The sequence below is a fragment of the Vibrio sp. B172a genome, from assembly GCF_030248355.1.
Taxonomy (GTDB): Bacteria; Pseudomonadota; Gammaproteobacteria; order Enterobacterales; family Vibrionaceae; genus Vibrio; species Vibrio owensii.
In genome coordinates this window covers 132,439-152,094 of record NZ_JAHGAC010000026.1, presented here as the reverse complement: position 1 = coordinate 152,094, position 19,656 = coordinate 132,439, and the positions used below count along the sequence as shown (strand labels likewise).

The following is a 19,656-nucleotide window of genomic DNA, read 5'->3' as shown; positions in this document are numbered from 1 at the left end:
TCTCGCTTCTCGCTATTTAATCGCAAACATCGAGCCGAAGTTAAAGCACTGGAACCAAACGTCAAAGCTTGAGAAACCAATTTCTGCGAAACGCTCTTTATGATCTTTCTTCGAATCAGGGCGCATCACGTTTTCAATTGCGCTACGCTTTTGGCTGATCTCAAGTTCGCTGTAGCCATTTGCACGTTTAAAGTCGTGGTGAAGGTCAATCAACAGCTCGTTAGACACTTCATCTTCAAACACGAACTTTTCAGACAGAATCAAAATGCCGCCTGGGCGCAGACCTGCGTAGATTTTCTCTAGTAGAGCATAGCGGTCTTCTGGAGAAAGGAACTGCAGTGTGAAGTTCAATACCACAACGGATGCGTTTTCGATTTCGATATTGCGAATATCCGCTTCGACTACATCAACTGGCGTATCACTGCGGTACGCGTTGACGTGAAGCTTACAGCGTTCAACCATCGCAGGAGAGTTGTCGACTGCAATGATTTGGCAACCTTCTTGTTTGATATGACGACGCATAGACAGCGTAGCAGCACCCAAAGAACAACCTAGGTCGTAGATGTTTGAGTGAGGCTTAACAAAGCGCTCTGCCAACATACCAATTGCAGAAATGATGTTGCTGTAACCCGGCACCGATCGCTGAATCATGTCAGGGAAAACTTCCGCTACGCGTTCATCGAACGTGAAATCCCCAATTTTATCGATTGGAGCCGAAAAAATAGTATCTGGATTGCTCTTAGGGTTCATAACCAAATCTCTGCATACAAGCCGCCTGAAATGTCAGGCATCAAAAAAGGCGCGTATTTTATGGGAAATTCGCGCCTCTGTCATTTGCTTAATTATAAGCTTGTCTAAAACATTTGTATTTGCGAGTTGCCATCGTTGGCAGGAAATACAGACAAATTTGGCAGTGAGAGCTTAAGTTGTAGCTGCTTATATAGCTTTTCAGCCAGTTCTGGCGCTAAGACGTTATCTGGTGTGTGAATCATCAAGTACGGTTGAATGCCTTGTTCAATCCACATCGGCAGTTTCTTCAACCAAGGTTCGAAAAAGCGCAGGTTATCGTCCATATCTGGATGGCCAATAAAACGAATCATTGGATGCTTGGCGGTTGCAATTGCATGCACCGGAACACGAGGCTTTTTCTGGTGGGCATCGATTACCGCTTCAGTCGTCGGCTGCGCGGCGAATACAGGGCGGCTGTCCATAATAATGCGGTCGATGCCGCTCTCTAACAGCCACTGATTCAACGCACGTTCTTCTTCACCTTTGGAGAAAAACGCCATATGACGAACTTCAACCCCAAGTGGGAAATTCGGTGGAAAGCTGGCACAGAACTTCTTTAATCTATCGAGGTTTTCTGGACCAAATGCAGCAGGGAGCTGAATCATCCATTGCCCAACACGTTCATGAAGCGGTTCCATGATCGTCATAAAGTCACGCAACTGCTCATCACAACCTCTGAGCATCTGTTCGTGAGTAATGGCTTTTGGCAACTTAAATGTGAATTTGAAATCGTCGTGAGTCGCGGCTTTCCAGTTTTGCACCGTGTTGAGCGTCGGTGTGGCATAAAAGGTGGTGTTGCCTTCTACGGTATGGAACACCTGCGCGTACTTTTCGAGTCGCTCTGCGGGTTTGGTGCCACTGCCATAAAAGCTTTGTTGCCACTGGTTGTGCGACCACATGGTCAATCCAAGTCGAAGGGGTAAATTATCCATATCTTTGCTTTACGTTTTTTCCTGAGCCCACTTTACGAGAGTTTTGCTGAAATGGGTAATTTCACGCTATAATCCCCACCAATTTTTTCGCTTTGGTGCGCTTTTGAACATTTGTTGTACTAAAAAACACCAATGAATGATAAAACACACTTAATTGTATGTTGAGTAGTCGATTTTCATAGGCTTTCAGCGTATAAATGGATCTTTACTCTGCTCGGCAATGAGGCTGACAGAGCGTAGTTAACAATATTTGAGAGATTGGGAATTTCATTATGCGTACCCATTACTGTGGTCACCTGAACAAGTCCCTTGCAGGACAAACTGTAGAACTTTGCGGCTGGGTTAACCGTCGTCGTGATTTAGGCGGTCTTATTTTTATCGATATGCGAGATCGCGAAGGTATCGTTCAGGTAGTTGTTGATCCAGATATGGCAGATGCGTATGAAGTGGCTAACACACTTCGTAATGAATTCTGTATCAAGCTAACTGGTGAAGTTCGCGTTCGTCCAGAAAGCCAAGTAAACAAAGACATGGCAACAGGTGAAGTTGAGATCCTTGCGAAAGGTCTTGAAATCATCAACCGTTCTGACGTTCTGCCTCTAGACTTCAACCAAAAGAACTCTGAAGAGCAACGTCTGAAGTACCGTTACCTAGACCTACGTCGTCCAGAAATGAGCGACCGCATCAAGCTACGTGCTAAAGCGTCTAGCTTTGTTCGTCGTTTCCTAGATGACAACGGCTTCCTAGACATCGAAACACCAGTACTAACAAAAGCGACACCAGAAGGCGCTCGTGACTACCTAGTACCTAGCCGTGTTCACAAAGGCAGCTTCTACGCGCTTCCTCAGTCTCCACAGCTATTCAAACAGCTTCTAATGATGTCTGGTTTTGACCGTTACTACCAAATCGTTAAGTGTTTCCGTGATGAAGACTTGCGTGCTGACCGTCAACCAGAATTCACTCAGATCGATATCGAAACGTCATTCATGACGGCTGACCAAGTTCGTGCAACGACTGAGAAAATGGTTCGTGAAATGTGGCAAGAGCTACTGAACGTTGATCTAGGTGAATTCCCAGTAATGCCGTTCAGCGAAGCGATTCGTCGTTTCGGTTCTGATAAGCCAGACCTACGTAACCCACTAGAACTAGTAGACGTTGCTGACCTAGTGAAAGACGTTGAGTTCAAAGTATTCTCTGGTCCAGCAAACGACGAGAAAGGTCGCGTTGCAGTTATCCGTGTACCTGGTGGTGCTGAGCTTACTCGTAAGCAAATCGACGGCTACGCAGAATTCGTAGGTATCTACGGTGCGAAAGGTCTAGCATGGATGAAGGTTAACGACCGTGCAGCAGGCATGGAAGGTATCCAATCTCCAGTAGCTAAATTCCTAAGCGAAGACGTGATCAACGGTATCCTAGATCGCACTCAAGCGGAATCTGGCGACATCATCCTATTTGGCGCAGACAAAGCAAACATCGTTGCTGAGGCACTAGGTGCACTTCGTCTTAAACTTGGTAAAGACCTAGGTCTAACTAAAGAAGGTACTTGGGCTCCACTATGGGTTGTTGACTTCCCAATGTTCGAAGAAGACGACGAAGGCAACCTACACGCAATGCACCACCCATTCACATCACCTCTAGGTGTGACTGCGGAAGAGCTAAAAGCGAACCCAGCAGTAGCGAACTCAAACGCATACGACATGGTTCTAAACGGCTACGAAGTGGGCGGCGGTTCTGTACGTATCCACAACGCAGAAATGCAAGCAGCGGTATTCGATATCCTAGGTATCAATGCAGAAGAGCAACAACTGAAATTCGGCTTCCTACTGGACGCTCTAAAATTCGGTACGCCTCCACACGCTGGCCTTGCATTCGGTCTAGACCGTCTAGTGATGCTGCTATGTGGTACAGAGAACATCCGTGACGTTATCGCGTTCCCTAAAACAACTGCAGCGGCGTGTCTACTAACAGACGCTCCAAGCCTTGCAAACCCAGCGGCTCTAGAAGAGCTAGCGATTGCAGTGACAGTTGCGAAAGAAAAAGACGCAGAATAAGCGCACAACAATTAAAGAAAAAACTCCCGCACCTGCGGGAGTTTTTGTTTTAATGGCATATATTCTAATAAATTTAGTGAGTTATTGATTAGGACTCTTCATGTCAATTATTTTGGGTATTGACCCAGGCTCTCGTATTACCGGTTATGGCGTGATTCGCCAGCAAGGTCGTCATTTGCAATATCTAGGCAGCGGATGTATTCGCACTTCAGAAAAAGAGCTGCCAGGTCGTCTCAAGCAAATCTACGCAGGCGTGACGGAAATCATCACCCAGTTTCAACCGGATGTATTTGCCATCGAACAAGTGTTTATGGCGAAGAATGCCGATTCTGCACTAAAGCTAGGGCAGGCGCGTGGTAGCGCAATTGTGGCGGCTGTGAATGCGGATCTTCCGGTGCATGAGTACGCGGCTCGTCTTATTAAACAAGCGGTAACGGGCACAGGTGGCGCAGACAAAGTTCAGGTTCAACATATGGTTCAACACATGCTTAAATTGCCAGCTAAGCCTCAAGCCGATGCTGCCGATGCGTTGGGTGTTGCCATTTGTCACGCTAACACGAATAAGACGCTAGTAGCGCTCGCAGGCAAAGCAACCAGTGCAAGAAAAGGTCGTTACCGTTAGGCGTGTTCTCGTATTAAAAATGAGACATCTCAGACAGATTTAAGGATTAAATTTGTTGAGAAAATGTTACAAAACTATAGTGGTCAGAGGTCTAATAAGAAATCAATCAAGGAAGATTGAACATGAATCCAGCCACGCTGTGGCGCAGTGCATTTATGCCGCGCCAAACTCAATGGACAAGAACACAACAACGTCAAGCAGACATCCTCTCTCTATTTACCTTCATCGCTTTTCTCGTCGGGATCTACAGCCTGATCAAATGGTCCAAACATGGGCATGAAAGCTTAATTTTCACCTCAGTACTCTTAATCGCACTCGAACTGATATCCGCCTTCAGCCTGAGATGGTTCAAGCAACCAGCATTGTCGCTCAATCTTGGTTTTGTTGGCATGTCAGTGCATGCGCTCAACATCATCTATCAAAGTGGTGGCGTGGTCGATTCAACCCAGACTTACTGGGTGCCTTTGTTAGTCGTCGCTTTCTTTTTATCTGGCACTCGTATCATGGCGATCTCTTGGAGCGCGTTAGTGATAGTGCTTTCTGCGGTAATGACGTATCAGCATGTGTCTGGTTTTGGTTTTCCCCAACTCGTGTTGTCAGAATCTGCGCAGCGCGTGGAAATATGGTCAGGCACTGTGTTACCGCTGGTGGTGATTTGTATTGCACAAGCCTTTACCGCCAAGCAGCGAGACATAGCGATTGAAAGTGCAGAGCAAGCAAAGGCTGAAAGTGAATTGGTGGCGCAAAAGGCCACAGAAGGGGAGCTGCATTTAGCGGAAGTATTAGAGCAAGCTAATAAAAACTCAAATGAGTTGAAACAAGTCTCCCAAGTGTTGGACGAACAATCATCACAATTGGATGCTCAAGTGAATGCCCTTAATGTAAACAGTGAATCTCAAGCTAGCGCGGCAGAGCAAATGAGTCAGCAAGTGCATCACATGGCGACTGGAATTGAAGAGTCCAGCAAGTTTGTCGAAGAGCTGCGCGAGAAGAGTGAGGGCGTTCATCAACAAGCTGAGAAAAGCTCGGAATTATTGGAGGACTCTACCCAAGCGATCAGCCAGATCATTACCAGCCATGAAGACATCATGAAAGTGGCGGACTTGATTACGTCGGTTGCGGAACAAACCAACTTGCTCGCTCTGAATGCCGCTATTGAAGCGGCGAGAGCGGGTGAGCAGGGCAGAGGTTTTGCGGTCGTTGCGGACCAAGTGCGAGAGCTTTCGGCTAAGAGCAGTCAATCGGCGGTGGAAATTCGGAACTTGCTTGATCGCAGTGAGCAAGAAGTGAAGCATGGTCAAAGCGTCGTGACGTCTAGTACAGAGCGAATGAACACCATCATTCAGCAAGTTACCACCATCTCTCATGATGTGCAGAGTCTGTCTGGCATCATGGCAACGCAAATGACGGCATTAAAAGAGTTAGATGAATCCAGCAGTGAAGTAGCTAACGGCGTAGTGAACACCAAAACCATTGCCGAAACTGTCGCGCAATACGGCAACGAACTGAACGGGCAAGTGGTCGCGGTGCGCAATCTGACTCAACAGCTTGATCAAGTTGTCTCAAAAATCTAACCCCACCGCATAAAGGACTGGATGTCTATCCAGTTCTTTATTATCCTGTCGCAAATTCATTTCCAAAGAGTATTTATAGTGATTGGACGTCTTCGCGGCACTCTGCTTGAAAAGCAACCACCTGAAGTTTTAATTGAAGTTAATGGCATTGGTTATGAAGTTCAGATGCCAATGAGCTGTTTCTACGAACTGCCAAATGTCGGTGAAGAAGCCATTATTTATACTCACTTTGTTGTGCGTGAAGACGCGCAATTGCTTTACGGTTTCAACACAGTCAAAGAACGTGCGCTGTTCCGTGAAGTGATCAAAGCGAACGGTGTTGGTCCTAAGCTAGGTCTGGGTATCCTTTCTGGTATGACAGCGAGCCAATTCGTTTCTTGCGTTGAGCGTGAAGACATTTCAACGTTGGTGAAGCTGCCTGGCGTTGGTAAGAAGACAGCTGAACGCCTAGTTGTAGAAATGAAAGACCGTCTGAAAGGGTGGGGCGCTGGCGATCTATTTACGCCGTTTACCGATGCTGCTCCTGCGGATTCTGGTTCGACATCCAGCAACGCTGAAGAAGAAGCAATCAGTGCGCTTCTAGCTCTAGGTTACAAGCCGACTCAAGCGTCGAAAGTGGTTTCTCAGATCGCTAAACCGGATATGACCAGTGAGCAACTGATCCGTGAAGCACTAAAATCAATGGTGTAACGGAAAGCCCAAGGGAACAATATGATTGAAGCCGATCGTTTAATCGCGCCAGAGAATCCTTCGTTTCGTGATGAAGATGTCATCGACCGTGCGATTCGTCCTAAGAAACTGGCGGATTACCAAGGTCAGGATCACGTGCGTGATCAGATGGAGATTTTCATCAAAGCCGCTCAATTGCGAAATGAAGCGCTCGACCACCTTTTGATATTTGGTCCTCCAGGTTTGGGTAAAACCACACTTGCGAACATCGTCGCTAATGAGATGGAAGTGAACATTCGCACCACTTCTGGCCCAGTGCTTGAGAAAGCAGGGGACTTGGCGGCGCTGTTGACTAACTTAGAAGAAAACGATGTGCTGTTCATTGACGAGATTCACCGCTTAAGCCCAATGGTTGAAGAGGTGTTGTATCCAGCGATGGAAGACTACCAATTGGACATCATGATTGGTGAAGGTCCAGCAGCTCGTTCTATCAAGATCGATCTGCCTCCTTTTACTCTGATCGGTGCAACAACGCGTGCAGGTTCTTTGACTTCGCCACTTCGAGACCGTTTCGGTATTACGCAGCGTCTTGAATACTACAAAGTGAAAGACCTACAAGACATCGTTCAACGCAGTGCAGATTGCTTGGGCTTGTCGATGGAAGCGGAAGGCGCATTAGAAGTTGCTCGCCGTGCCCGTGGTACGCCGCGTATTGCTAACCGACTGCTACGCCGTGTTCGTGACTATGCCGAAGTAAAGGGCAATGGACACATCTGCGCGGAAGTGGCAGACAAAGCGCTGAATATGCTCGATGTCGACGCTAAAGGTTTTGATTACATGGACCGAAAACTGCTTCTTGCGATTATGGAGAAGTTTGGTGGTGGCCCGGTAGGGTTAGACAACATGGCAGCGGCGATTGGTGAAGAGAAAGACACCATAGAAGACGTCCTTGAGCCATATCTTATCCAACAAGGCTATTTACAGCGCACGCCTCGTGGTAGAATTGCCACTGACCGCGCTTATTTGCATTTCGGAATTGAAAAGTAAGATTTCATCGCTGAGCGCTTGGCGCTCAGCGTTTCCCCAATGTTGACCAACCTCTCATTTATTTAATTTGCTCTAATACTAAATAGGTAAGAAAAACTTATAGATTGTTAACTCTATGTTCCTGCCTAACTGATTATTTTCTCTCCTGATTACTCTCTCTTAACATACTCTTCCAATATCGATTGATCTGGATCAATGTGATGGATTTTTGTTCAAATTCAGCGCACAAACATTGATATACATCAAAGCGGTTTCCCGCCATAAACCTTTTGAAACAAACTGTTTTTAGCAGTAATATTAGGCCCAGCTATATTAGCTGATGCTTAACAATTAACTAACCAATGAAGCACATTTTTGCAACAAAGAGTTGTGATAATTCAACATTTTTCAAGTGTGAATAACACTTGTGTATGGATTGCAATATGTAGAGAGTGTCATTCAGCCGACACATAGGAGTTACCATGATTGACGTAGTTGATCTGTCGCGGTTGCAGTTTGCACTGACAGCGATGTATCACTTCCTATTCGTACCATTGACCCTTGGTATGGCCTTCCTTTTGGCCATTATGGAATCGATGTACGTAATGACGAACAAGCAAATCTACAAGGACATGACCAAGTTCTGGGGTAAGCTGTTCGGTATTAACTTTGCACTTGGTGTGGCTACCGGCCTTACCATGGAGTTCCAGTTTGGTACGAACTGGTCTTACTACTCCCACTATGTAGGTGACATCTTCGGTGCACCACTGGCGATCGAAGCACTGGTTGCTTTCTTCCTGGAGTCAACTTTTGTTGGTCTATTCTTCTTCGGGTGGGATCGTCTATCAAAACGTCAACACTTAGCGGTAACCTGGTTGGTTGCTCTGGGTTCTAACTTCTCTGCACTTTGGATTCTTATCGCGAACGGCTGGATGCAAAACCCAGTTGGCGCTGAGTTCAACTTTGAAACCATGCGTATGGAAATGGTGAGCTTCGCAGACGTTGTACTAAACCCTGTAGCGCAAGTTAAATTTGTACACACAGTAGCATCTGGTTACACGTGTGGTGCAATGTTCGTTCTAGGCATCAGTTCTTACTACCTATTGAAAGGTCGTGATGTGGCGTTCGCTCGTCGTTCGTTTGCGATCGCAGCTTCTTTCGGTATGGCAGCAATCCTGTCTACAATCGTGCTAGGTGATGAATCTGGTTACGAGCTTGGTGAAGTTCAAAAAGTGAAGCTAGCAGCAGTAGAAGCTGAATGGCACACAGAACCAGCACCAGCGGCGTTCACACTGTTCGGTTTACCAAACCAAGAAACAATGAACACCGATTACGCAATCAAGATCCCTTACGTTATGGGTATCATCGCAACGCGTTCATTTGACGAGCAAGTAACTGGTCTACACGATCTACGTGAAGAGCACGTTGACCGTATCCGTACTGGTATGTACGCGTACGAATTGCTTGAAAAACTGCGTGCAGGCGACAAGTCTGAAGCAAACATGACTGCGTTTGACGAAGTGAAAGGTGACCTAGGTTACGGCCTACTTCTAAAACGTTACACAGACAACGTTGTTGATGCGACTGAAGACCAAATCCAAGCTGCTGCGGATGACTCAATCCCAACAGTATGGCCGCTATTCTGGTCGTTCCGTATCATGGTTGCGTGTGGCTTCATCATGCTATTCGTATTTGGTGCGTCATTCATCCAAACATGTCGTCAGAAGATCGAACAGAAACCTTGGATTCTTAAAGCTGCACTATTCAGCATTCCACTTCCATGGATTGCGATTGAAGCAGGTTGGTTCGTTGCTGAATACGGTCGTCAACCGTGGGCTGTAGGTGAAATCCTACCGGTACACGTTGCTGCATCAGCACTAACAGCAGGTGAAATCTGGACTTCACTATTTGCAATCCTAGCGCTATACACTGCATTCCTAATTGCAGAAGTATACCTAATGGTGAAATTCGCTCGTAAAGGTCCAAGCAGCCTGAAAACTGGTCGCTACCACTTCGAGCAAAACGCTGACTCTGTTGAAGACAAAGTTAGTCGCCAAGTAGAAGCGTAAGACAAGGAGACAACAAGATGTTTGATTACGAAATCTTGCGATTCATCTGGTGGGTACTGATCGGTGTTCTACTAGTTGGTTTTGCAATTACAGACGGTTTCGATATGGGTGTGGGCGCGCTTGTACCTATTATCGGTAAAAACGACACACAACGTCGTGTGATGATTAACTCGATCGCACCTCACTGGGATGGTAACCAAGTATGGCTTATCACTGCTGGTGGTGCATTGTTCGCAGCATGGCCTTTGGTTTACGCGACATCGTTCTCTGGTTTCTACCTAGCGATGATCCTGACCCTAGCGGCACTTTGGCTACGTCCAATCGGTCTTGATTACCGTTCAAAGATTGAAGATAAAAAATGGCGTAACACTTGGGATATCTGTATCTCAATCAGTGGCTTCGTTCCACCAATCATCTTTGGTGTAGCGTTTGGTAACCTTCTACAAGGTGTTCCATTCCAGTTGAACGAATTCCTAATGCCAACGTACCACGGTTCATTCTTTGGTCTACTAAACCCATTTGCTCTGCTATGTGGTCTAGTAAGCTTGTTCATGATCCTGATGCAAGGTGCAACTTGGCTTCAAATGAAGACAACTGGCGAAGTACATACTCGTGCTCGTAACGTAGCTCAGCTTACTGGTCTACTAACAGTGGTTGCATTTGTGGTTGCTGGTTTCTGGATCCAAAGCATCGAAGGCTACGTTATCGTAGGTGGCATCGACACTGCAGCGGCTTCTAACCCTCTTAACAAAGAGGTTATCCGTGAAGCAGGTGCGTGGATGAACAACTTCGAAGCTTACCCACTACTATGGGCTGCACCTGTACTGGGTGTTGCTATGCCGCTTCTAGCTGTATTGGCATCTCGCCTAGAGAAGTGTGGCATCGCATTCCTAACGTCAAGCCTAGGTAACGCTGGTGTTATCTTTACTGCTGGTATCGCAATGTTCCCATTCGTAATGCCTTCAGACCTAATGCCAAGCCAAAGTCTGACAATGTGGGATGCAACTTCATCTGAACTGACTCTGAACCTAATGACAGGCGTAGCGTTTGTTATGGTTCCTATCATCCTTGCTTACACGTCTTGGACTTACTACAAGATGTTTGGCCGCTTGGATGACCAGTTCATCGAAGAAAACAAAAACTCACTATACTAAGGAGCTATTACTATGTGGTATTTCGCATGGATTCTAGGTGTACTACTTGCTTGTGCATTCGGTATCATCAACGCTCTTTGGTTAGAGCACTCAGAAATGATGGATAAAGACAGTGAGTAATCTCGCTGACAAGGTAGCGAAACTTCACGCACCAATGGACAAGACTCTACTAAGAGTCTTGGCCTTAATCCTTGGATTTATGCATGTAGGATTGGTGATGTGGGATCCGAACGCATACCATCGAGAAATTGGTGGCTTTAATGCGTTTATCGCACCAGCACTGATTTGGGCAGTGTGCTCAAGCATGGTATATGGTGTGGGCTTCAAGCCAAGAAATTGGTACTGGCAGGTGCTGTTCAGTCCTTATTTCTCGCTCGCTATCTTAATTTATCTAACTGCACTGTATTTCATGTAAGCGTTACACTCTGAAATAAAGTCGGTTACTAAATCATCGAATAAAAGCCAGACGTATTGTCTGGCTTTTATTTTTTCTACAAATTTCAAAAATATTCCCTTACCTCAGTACCAATTACTGCCGCTTCAGTTATAGTAATTGCTTTAAAGAATTGAATATATTGGTACTCCCTTGCAAGGCACATCAAATCCCTTTCGCTGGCCGATCACTGTGTATTACGAAGACACGGATGCGGGTGGCGTTGTATATCACTCAAATTATTTAAAATTCTTTGAACGCGCACGCACTGAGATGTTGCGTGCAAAAGGCGTTTCTCAACATGTGTTACTGGAACAAAACATTGGCTTTGTTGTCCGACACATGGATATCGATTTCAACCAAGGGGCAAGGCTGGACGAGCATTTGACCGTTCTAACCCGAGTGTCAGAAATAAAACGTGCTTCTTTGCAATTCTGTCAAGAGTTAGTCAATGATGAAGGCAGAACATTGTGCAAGGCAATGGTTAAGGTAGCATGTATCGATAATAAGAAAATGAAGCCAATTGCGATTCCATCATTTATCAATTCGGAGCTAACAAATAGTGACTGCTGATATTTCCATTTTAGATCTCTTTCTTCAGGCCAGTCTGTTGGTAAAGCTTGTGATGTTGACACTGCTCGGCATGTCAATCGCATCATGGGCTATGATCATTAAGCGCAGCAAAGTCTTATCTCAAGCATCAAAAGATGCGGAGTCATTCGAAGACAAATTCTGGTCGGGTACTGATCTTTCTCAGCTTTACCAGAAAGTGAAAGGTCGTAAAGACGACATCACAGGTACAGAAGAAATCTTCTACGCAGGTTTTACCGAGTTTGCTCGTTTACGTAAGAGCAACGCGAACTCGCCAGCTTACATCATGGAAGGCACTGGCCGTGCAATGCGCGTTGCTGTTGCTCGTGAAGTTGATGAACTGGAAACCAGCTTACCATTCCTTGCAACGGTCGGTTCTATCAGCCCATACATTGGTCTGTTTGGTACGGTTTGGGGCATCATGCATGCGTTCATCGCTTTAGGTGAAGTAAAGCAAGCAACGCTTTCAATGGTAGCGCCAGGTATCGCAGAAGCCCTGATTGCAACTGCAATGGGTCTATTTGCTGCAATTCCTGCAGTAATGGCATACAACCGTCTTAGCAACAAAGTAAGTAAGCTAGAGCACACTTACGCGACTTTCTCTGAAGAATTCCACAGCATCCTGCACCGTCAAGCGATGGCGGGTCGAGACAGCGCAAGTAAGGAATAGAGCATGGCGGGTTACCAACCTAAAAAGCGTAAAATGACCGCAGAGATCAACGTCGTACCATACATCGACGTGATGCTCGTTCTGCTGATCATTTTTATGGCGACCGCTCCATTTGTCACTCAAGGTGTGGATGTGGATCTTCCGCAGACATCAACGGCTGAATCTATGCAAGACTTGGCTGGTGATACAGACAGCAGCTTCATCATCATTGAAATCGATCGTGACGGCAATTTAGGCTTAAGCGTGAATGATGAAGAGGTTCAACGCGGTCTATCACTACAAGACGTGATTGTGCGCGTGAAAGCCGAGCGTGAGATTAAACCTGATTCACCTGTTGCGGTAGGTGGTGATGCAGCGACGCCATACGCCGACGTTGTACTTTTGCTTGACGAGTTAAGTCGTGCAGGCATCCCAAAAGTGGGTCTGATGACCGATATCAGGGAATAGACATCGAACATCTATGAAAGATAACAAGAAAAAATCCAAAGAGTACACCAAGCCGATAGCAATATCGGTTGGTTTGCACGCGCTATTAGTCGTGGCTCTACTTTGGGGGACGGACTTCACTATGTCGAAACCAGAGCCGACTGGCCAGATGGTTCAGGCTGTGGTGATTGATCCAAAACTTGTTCAGAAACAAGCGAACGAGATTCGTCAGCAACGCGAAAAAGCCGCGAAGAAAGAGCAAGATCGTCTAGATAAATTGAGACGTGAAGCTGAGCAGCTTGAGAAAAACCGCAAAGCTGAAGAAGAACAGATCCGTAAGCTAAAAGAGCAGCAGGCGAAAGATGCCAAAGCCGCTCGAGAAGCCGAAGCTGCTCGCAAGAAGAAAGAACAAGAACGCAAAGTTGAGGAAGAGCGTGTTCGCAAAGAGAAAGAGCGAGCAGCGAAAGCCGAACAAGAGCGTAAGGCCAAAGAAGAAGCGGCCGCAAAAGCGGAACAAGAACGCGTAGCGCGAGAGAAAGCTGCGAAAGAAGCTGAAGAAAAAGCGAAACGTGAACGTGAAGCCGCTGCGAAAGCCGAGCAAGAACGCATCGCGAAAGAAAAGGCAGCGAAAGAGGCCGCAGAAAAGGCACGCCAAGAGAAAGAGCGTCTTGAGCGATTAGAGCGTGAGCGTAAAGAGCAAGAAGCTGCACTGGATGATATTTTTGCAGGCCTTGAAAGTGAGGCAAGCCAAAACAGTGCGGCTCGTAACCAATTCATTGACGATGAACTTTCTCGTATGTCATCCATCTATAAACAGAACATTCAGCAAAGGCTGATTAAGGATGATTACTTGCTGGGAAAGGAGTGTAGGGTAAACATCAAACTGATCCCAACAGGGACAGACATGATGGTTGCTGGCGTGACCATATTAGACGGCGACGCCCGAGTATGTGCGGCTGCGAAGAGTGCGATTGCGCAGGTAGGGACTTTCCCTAAATCGTCAGAAGAAGCGGTCAACGAAAAATTGAAAGACATCAACTTAACTGTTGCTTTGGACTAAAAGGAACTGAGACGTGATTAAACGCCTTTTACTAGGAATGTTTGTACTGCTTGGCAGTCTGACAAGTGTGGCTCACGCCGCATTAGAGCTAGTCATTACCGATGGTATTGATTCAGCACGACCAATTGCTGTTGTTCCATTTAAATGGGAAGGCAGTGAACCTCTTCCAACGGACATCTCTGCTGTGATTGCTTCAGACTTGCAACGCAGTGGTAAGTTCAGCCCGGTACCAACTAGCAAGATGCCACAAACACCATTCAACGAATCAGAGGTTAACTTTGATGCGTGGACTGGCCTTGGGGTTGATGCGCTGCTTACGGGTTCAATCAAAAAGAACGAGCAGGGCAACTACGTTGTGAACTACCAATTGGTTGACGTTGTTCGCGGTCAATTGACTGGCGGCAATAGCAAAGCACTTGGTGGCGACGGGGAGCTGGTACTTTCTAAAGATCATGTTCTGTTCAACAAAGTAGCTACGGTTGAAGGGCCACGCATGCGTGAGTACGCGCACCGTATCTCTGACCTTGTCTACGAGCAACTAACGGGTGAGCGTGGTGCGTTTATGACACGTATCGCTTACGTGGTGGTGAACGATAAGGATAACTTCCCTTACCAACTTCGCGTGGCGGATTATGATGGCTACAACGAGCGCCTAGTGCTTCAATCTAAGCAACCGCTTATGTCTCCAGCATGGTCTCCAGATGGTCAGAAACTGGCTTACGTAAGTTTCCAGAATGGTCAGGCCGAGATCTTCATCATGAACATCTACACCGGTGAACGCGAGAAGGTCACGTCATACCCTCGTCATAATGGTGCGCCAAGATTCTCGCCGGACGGCAGCCAGTTAGCCCTTGTGCTTTCTAAGACTGGCTCACTTCAGGTTTACACTTTGGATCTAAAAACACGCAAATTGACACAAATTACGCGTGGCAGATCAAATAATACAGAACCATACTGGCACCCTGATGGCAAATCGCTGATTTTCACATCTGACAGGGGTGGTAAACCTCAGATTTATAAAGTAGATTTGGGCAGCGGTTCGACTAATCGCTTGACTTGGCAAGGCAGTCAAAACTTGGGTGGTCAAATCACTCCTGACGGCCGATTCCTAGTCATGGTGAATCGCAGTGATTCGGGTTTCAACTTGGCCAAACAAGATTTGGAAACAGGTGCTCTTCAGGTGCTAACAAAAACGTTGCTTGATGAGTCTCCGAGCATTGCCCCAAATGGTGGCATGGTTATCTATAGCTCGATTTACAACAAGAAAAACGTACTATCGATGGTGTCAATTGATGGTCGATTTAAAGCTAGATTACCGGCAACTAATGGGCGTGTAAGAGCTCCCGCGTGGTCACCGTTTTTGTAGTAAGAAAAATTGATTAATAAAGGAAAATAAGATGCAACTGAACAAGGTTCTAAAAGGGCTACTAATCGCGATTCCTGTGATGGCTATGACAGCATGTAGCTCAAGCGATGACGCTGCTTCTAACACGGGTGCTGAGACAAACACTGGTGCTGCAGAAACAACAGTCGTTACTCCGATCGATCCAAACAGCCAGCTAACAGAGCAAGAGCTAAAAGAGCAAGCGCTACGTGAAACTCAAACAATCTACTTCGCATTTGATAACTCAACAATTGCTGGTGATTACGAAGAGATGCTAGCAGCTCACGCTTCTTACCTAAGCAAGAACCCTGCTCTTAAAGTAACGATCGAAGGTCACGCAGATGAGCGCGGTACTCCTGAGTACAACATCGCTCTAGGTGAGCGTCGTGCAGAAGCAGTATCAAACTACCTACAAGCACTAGGTGTTCAAGCTGATCAAATCTCTATCGTTAGCTACGGTGAAGAGAAGCCACTTCTTCTAGGTCAATCTGAAGATGTTTACGCTAAGAACCGTCGTGCGGTTCTAGTATACTAATTCGAGGTAAACCTCATGTTCAGTAACACTAAGCGCGCTGTTACGCTTACGTTACTGGCAAGTGCAGCGAACTTCGCGTTCGCTGCACCAGCTCCAGTATCAGATCTCAACAGCACATCATCAGTATCTACTCGATCTTCTTCCGAAAGCGACATCGAGCGTTTAGAGCGCTTGTTGCAAAACCGCAACCGCGTTCAGCTTCAAATGCAAGAACAAGTTGACCAAATGGCACAAGAGATCAGTGATCTACGTGGTCAATTAGAGCGCAACAACTACGAGATGCAGCAAATGCTTAAGCGTCAACGTGAGCTGTTTGTGGAGCTTGATCGAGTGCGTGGCGAAATGAAAGCCGCACCTGTTAAAGAAACCAAACCAGCGGAAACTGGCGGTAAGTACACATCGAATGCCGATGAACAAACGGCTTACCAAGACGCGGTGGATTTAATCCTTAAAAAACGCGACTACACCGGTGCTATCGCTGCCTTCCAACAGTTCCAAAAGGACTATCCTGATTCAACATATTCAGCGAATTCACATTACTGGCTAGGTCAGTTGTACTTCGCGAAGAAGCAGGATAAAGATGCCGTGAAGAGCTTTGCAGCGGTGGTTTCTTACAAAGATTCCAACAAGCGTGCAGATGCGTTGGTTAAATTAGGTGATATCGCTGAGCGCAACAATAATGACGCACAAGCGAAGAAATACTATCAGCAAGTGGTCGACGAGTACCCAGGCAGCGCCTCGGCGAAAGTTGCAAGCTCTAAGCTGAAGTAACGACGCCTAAGCAATATCAAGATGATTAAAAAGGGAGCCTCGGTTCCCTTTTTCTTTGCATTGGCTTTACGACTTTAAAAGAAGAATGATTCATGCAACGAATGTTCATGAGCAACAATTAGAATTGTTACTTACAACAAAGATATACGGCTAGACTGCTATAAATTCCGGTTACGGGTTGGTTTTTGAAAATCAACAAGGTTACAATACTCGGATTAAAGGAAGTTGCGTAGAGCAAGAGCAATGAGCCACATATTAGATAAAATCGACACAGTTTACCCATTCCCACCAAAACCAATCCCATTAAGCCAAGAAGAAAAAGCCGATTACATCGAGCGAATCAAAAAGCTGCTTAAAGAAAAAGACGCGGTACTTATCGCTCACTACTATACCGATCCTGAGATCCAAGCTCTGGCTGAAGAGACTGGCGGTTTTGTTGGTGATTCGCTAGAAATGGCAAAGTTTGGTAACCGTCATCCAGCAAGTACGCTGATCATTGGTGGTGTTCGCTTTATGGGTGAGTCTGCGAAGATCTTGACACCAGAAAAGCGCATTCTAATGCCAACGCTAGAAGCAGAATGTTCACTTGATCTTGGTTGCCCTGCGGACAAGTTCAGCGAGTTCTGTGATGCGCATCCAGACCATACGGTTGTGGTTTACGCAAACACATCTGCAGCGGTAAAAGCACGCGCAGATTGGGTAGTTACATCAAGCATCGCTCTAGAGATTGTTGAACACCTGGACGCAGAAGATAAGCCTATCATCTGGGGCCCTGACCGCCACTTAGGTTCTTACATTGCAAACAAAACTGGCGCTGACATGTTGCTATGGCAAGGTGAATGTGTTGTTCACGATGAGTTCTCTGCAGATGCGCTACGCAAGATGAAGAGTGTTTACCCAGACGCGGCAATCCTAGTGCACCCAGAGTCTCCAGCGAGCGTGGTTGAACTAGCAGATGCGGTTGGCTCTACGAGTCAGCTAATCAAGGCAGCGAAAGAGCTTCCTCATCAACAAATGATTGTTGCGACTGACAAAGGTATCTTCTTCAAGATGCAACAGCTAGTGCCAGAGAAAGAACTGATTGAAGCACCAACGGCAGGCGCGGGCGCGACATGTCGCAGCTGTGCTCACTGTCCTTGGATGGCAATGAACGGTCTTAAAGCGATTGAAAAAGCACTGAATGAAGGTGGTGCAGAGCACGAAATCTTCGTTGATGAAGCGTTACGTGTGAAATCACTTATCCCACTGAACCGCATGCTAGATTTTGCTGAGCAGTTGAACATGCAGGTAAAAGGTAACGCTTAATCTTTCCGTTATTTAGACTGCGGTTTGTTAAGACAAATCTCAAAAACCAGCCGAATATGGCTGGTTTTTTTGTTTCTTACAATCAATAGGTTAGTATTTAGTTATAGCAATCAGAAAGGAATCGGACACTTATGGCTGTATGGCTAGTACTGAAAAAGTGGTTTAGTGCTCACCTTTTCAAATTGAGCAACCGAAACCTACTCGTTATTAGTGGCGCATACATTGCCATCTCATGGTCGTTGTTGACTCTCGCCGGAGAGCATGCTCTGACCGATAACTTCTCTAACTTCATTTACTACCTCATGGTGACCGCTTCAACGGTTGGTTATGGCGATTTGTCACCCTCAAGTGATATGGGTAAGTGGGTTGTGGTGTTGTTTATTATCCCGGGTGGATTGAGTTTATTTGCAGCCATTTTGGGACGAGTGGCGGGCGGTGCTATTGATTATTGGCGAGCAGGCATACTAGGGAAACGGAGAGTAAGAGTGGAAAACCATATCGTATTACTGGGTTGGAATGGCGCACGTACCATGCATCTGATCCGTATGTTGCAACATGAAGAACACGGCAAACGTCCAATCGTTTTGTGTAGCCGTTCAGACATTGAAAACCCATTACCTGGTGAGATTGGTTTTATCAAGGTGAACAGTTACACCGACGCGCAAGAGATGAAGAACGCTAATATCATCGGAGCTAACTGTATCATTGTTGATAATCTCACCGATGATATTACCCTCTCAGCCGCCTTGTATTGTGCCTCTGTGAATCCTGATGCACACTTGCTTGCCTATTTTAAAGATGATGCTTTGGGTCGCTTACTTAGCCAGCACTGTCCGAAAGCAGAGTGTATTCCTGCAGTTGGTGCAGAGATGCTTGCTAAAGCGGCAGTGGATCCGGGTTCCAGTGCATTGCACCAAGAGTTACTCGCTTCGACACGCGGTATGACTCAGTACTCTGTGATTTACCCTGACGATCAACCAACCACGAATGTTGAAACGATCTTTGGTTTTATTAAGAAGCATCATCAAGCGACGTTGATCGCCTTCGATCTTGGCAGCGGTATTGAGTTAAACCCTGAACTTAGCGCTCAAGTGCCGCCAAACACCAAACTGTTTTATATTGCCGACGAGCGAATTGATGATTTCGCTTGGACAGACATGAACAAGGACAAATAATGCATATGATTGCCAACCTGTTGGCAGGTTTCCCTAACTTTCTTCTCTATTTTTCGGTGTCGATTATTTTCGTACTGGCGTTCAAATTCATCTACGTCAAACTGACTCCATACGATGAGTGGCATTTGATCAAAGAAGAAAAGAACACTGCCGCTGCCGTTGCATTAAGCGGTGCTTTTCTAGGCTACTGCGTTGCGATTGCAGGTGCTGCGACTAACTCAGTTAACATCGTCGATTTTATGGTGTGGGGCGTTGTAGCCATGCTTGCGCAGATCATCGCATTCGGTATTGTGCGCTTCATTCTTTTGCCAAAAGTCTCGGAGCGCATTGAGAACGATGAAGTACCGGCGGGCATTGTTCTGGCTGCTGTTTCGGTATCTGTCGGCGTGCTGAACGCGGCTTGTATGACGTATTAGGAGG

21 protein-coding genes are annotated in these 19,656 nt (G+C 46.3%); 19 read left to right on the top strand and 2 right to left on the bottom strand.

Features of this window, described 5'->3' with window-relative positions; all coding sequences use genetic code 11:
- Window positions 1-12: 12 nt before the first annotated feature.
- On the bottom strand, window positions 13-750 hold the full coding sequence (gene cmoA / locus KIT90_RS21335) for a carboxy-S-adenosyl-L-methionine synthase CmoA (protein ID WP_277203828.1): 738 nt from the start codon (window positions 748-750) through the stop codon (window positions 13-15).
- A gap of 104 nt (window positions 751-854) precedes the next feature.
- Window positions 855-1,721, bottom strand: coding sequence for a DUF72 domain-containing protein (locus KIT90_RS21330; protein ID WP_285378601.1), 867 nt, complete (start codon window positions 1,719-1,721; stop codon window positions 855-857).
- A gap of 272 nt (window positions 1,722-1,993) precedes the next feature.
- On the opposite strand from KIT90_RS21330, the gene aspS reads away from it, so the two are divergent.
- The 19 genes from aspS (at window position 1,994) to KIT90_RS21235 (ending at window position 19,652) form a co-directional block, all read left to right on the top strand.
- Window positions 1,994-3,772 (top strand): aspartate--tRNA ligase, encoded by a 1,779-nt coding sequence (gene aspS / locus KIT90_RS21325; protein WP_039986502.1) that lies wholly within the window; start codon window positions 1,994-1,996, stop codon window positions 3,770-3,772.
- A gap of 100 nt (window positions 3,773-3,872) precedes the next feature.
- Window positions 3,873-4,394, top strand: coding sequence for a crossover junction endodeoxyribonuclease RuvC (gene ruvC, locus KIT90_RS21320; protein WP_005426231.1), 522 nt, complete (start codon window positions 3,873-3,875; stop codon window positions 4,392-4,394).
- Between the two features lie 122 nt (window positions 4,395-4,516).
- Window positions 4,517-5,968: a methyl-accepting chemotaxis protein gene (locus KIT90_RS21315; RefSeq protein ID WP_285378598.1), complete on the top strand. Its 1,452-nt coding sequence runs from the start codon at window positions 4,517-4,519 to the stop codon at window positions 5,966-5,968.
- A gap of 78 nt (window positions 5,969-6,046) precedes the next feature.
- Window positions 6,047-6,658, top strand: coding sequence for a Holliday junction branch migration protein RuvA (ruvA, locus tag KIT90_RS21310; protein WP_005450335.1), 612 nt, complete (start codon window positions 6,047-6,049; stop codon window positions 6,656-6,658).
- Window positions 6,659-6,679: 21 nt separating this feature from the next.
- The gene (ruvB, locus tag KIT90_RS21305; RefSeq protein WP_005441695.1) at window positions 6,680-7,684 is read left to right on the top strand and encodes a Holliday junction branch migration DNA helicase RuvB; all 1,005 of its coding nucleotides are present in this window, start codon (window positions 6,680-6,682) and stop codon (window positions 7,682-7,684) included.
- Window positions 7,685-8,145: 461 nt separating this feature from the next.
- On the top strand, window positions 8,146-9,732 hold the full coding sequence (cydA, locus tag KIT90_RS21300) for a cytochrome ubiquinol oxidase subunit I (RefSeq protein ID WP_005441697.1): 1,587 nt from the start codon (window positions 8,146-8,148) through the stop codon (window positions 9,730-9,732).
- Between the two features lie 17 nt (window positions 9,733-9,749).
- Window positions 9,750-10,886 carry a cytochrome d ubiquinol oxidase subunit II gene (gene cydB, locus KIT90_RS21295; protein WP_005441699.1) on the top strand — a complete coding sequence of 379 codons (1,137 nt, stop codon included), beginning with the start codon at window positions 9,750-9,752 and terminating at the stop codon, window positions 10,884-10,886.
- Between the two features lie 12 nt (window positions 10,887-10,898).
- Window positions 10,899-11,006, top strand: a complete 108-nt coding sequence (gene cydX / locus KIT90_RS21290) for a cytochrome bd-I oxidase subunit CydX (protein WP_000270284.1) — start codon at window positions 10,899-10,901, stop codon at window positions 11,004-11,006.
- The gene (ybgE, locus tag KIT90_RS21285) at window positions 10,999-11,301 is read left to right on the top strand and encodes a cyd operon protein YbgE (protein ID WP_017188312.1); all 303 of its coding nucleotides are present in this window, start codon (window positions 10,999-11,001) and stop codon (window positions 11,299-11,301) included. The genes cydX and ybgE overlap by 8 nt, the downstream gene beginning before the upstream one ends.
- Window positions 11,302-11,472: 171 nt before the next feature.
- Window positions 11,473-11,892 (top strand): tol-pal system-associated acyl-CoA thioesterase, encoded by a 420-nt coding sequence (ybgC, locus tag KIT90_RS21280; protein WP_005426200.1) that lies wholly within the window; start codon window positions 11,473-11,475, stop codon window positions 11,890-11,892.
- Window positions 11,882-12,580 (top strand): protein TolQ, encoded by a 699-nt coding sequence (tolQ, locus tag KIT90_RS21275; protein WP_005426224.1) that lies wholly within the window; start codon window positions 11,882-11,884, stop codon window positions 12,578-12,580. Before ybgC ends, tolQ begins: the two co-directional genes overlap by 11 nt.
- A 3-nt stretch (window positions 12,581-12,583) precedes the next feature.
- Window positions 12,584-13,027, top strand: a complete 444-nt coding sequence (gene tolR / locus KIT90_RS21270; protein WP_005441707.1) for a protein TolR — start codon at window positions 12,584-12,586, stop codon at window positions 13,025-13,027.
- A gap of 13 nt (window positions 13,028-13,040) precedes the next feature.
- Window positions 13,041-14,066: a cell envelope integrity protein TolA gene (gene tolA / locus KIT90_RS21265; protein ID WP_009707077.1), complete on the top strand. Its 1,026-nt coding sequence runs from the start codon at window positions 13,041-13,043 to the stop codon at window positions 14,064-14,066.
- Window positions 14,067-14,079: 13 nt separating this feature from the next.
- Window positions 14,080-15,432 (top strand): Tol-Pal system beta propeller repeat protein TolB, encoded by a 1,353-nt coding sequence (tolB, locus tag KIT90_RS21260; RefSeq protein ID WP_005441711.1) that lies wholly within the window; start codon window positions 14,080-14,082, stop codon window positions 15,430-15,432.
- 31 nt (window positions 15,433-15,463) lie between these two features.
- Entirely contained in the window at window positions 15,464-15,985 is a 522-nt protein-coding gene (gene pal / locus KIT90_RS21255) for a peptidoglycan-associated lipoprotein Pal (protein ID WP_005441714.1), read from the top strand.
- Window positions 15,986-16,000: 15 nt separating this feature from the next.
- The gene (gene ybgF / locus KIT90_RS21250) at window positions 16,001-16,756 is read left to right on the top strand and encodes a tol-pal system protein YbgF (RefSeq protein ID WP_020195628.1); all 756 of its coding nucleotides are present in this window, start codon (window positions 16,001-16,003) and stop codon (window positions 16,754-16,756) included.
- Window positions 16,757-16,999: 243 nt separating this feature from the next.
- On the top strand, window positions 17,000-18,061 hold the full coding sequence (gene nadA / locus KIT90_RS21245; protein WP_005441719.1) for a quinolinate synthase NadA: 1,062 nt from the start codon (window positions 17,000-17,002) through the stop codon (window positions 18,059-18,061).
- Window positions 18,062-18,192: 131 nt separating this feature from the next.
- The gene (locus KIT90_RS21240; protein ID WP_039841586.1) at window positions 18,193-19,236 is read left to right on the top strand and encodes a potassium channel protein; all 1,044 of its coding nucleotides are present in this window, start codon (window positions 18,193-18,195) and stop codon (window positions 19,234-19,236) included.
- The gene (locus KIT90_RS21235; protein ID WP_285378588.1) at window positions 19,236-19,652 is read left to right on the top strand and encodes a DUF350 domain-containing protein; all 417 of its coding nucleotides are present in this window, start codon (window positions 19,236-19,238) and stop codon (window positions 19,650-19,652) included. Before KIT90_RS21240 ends, KIT90_RS21235 begins: the two co-directional genes overlap by 1 nt.
- The last annotated feature ends 4 nt before the right edge of the window (window positions 19,653-19,656 follow it).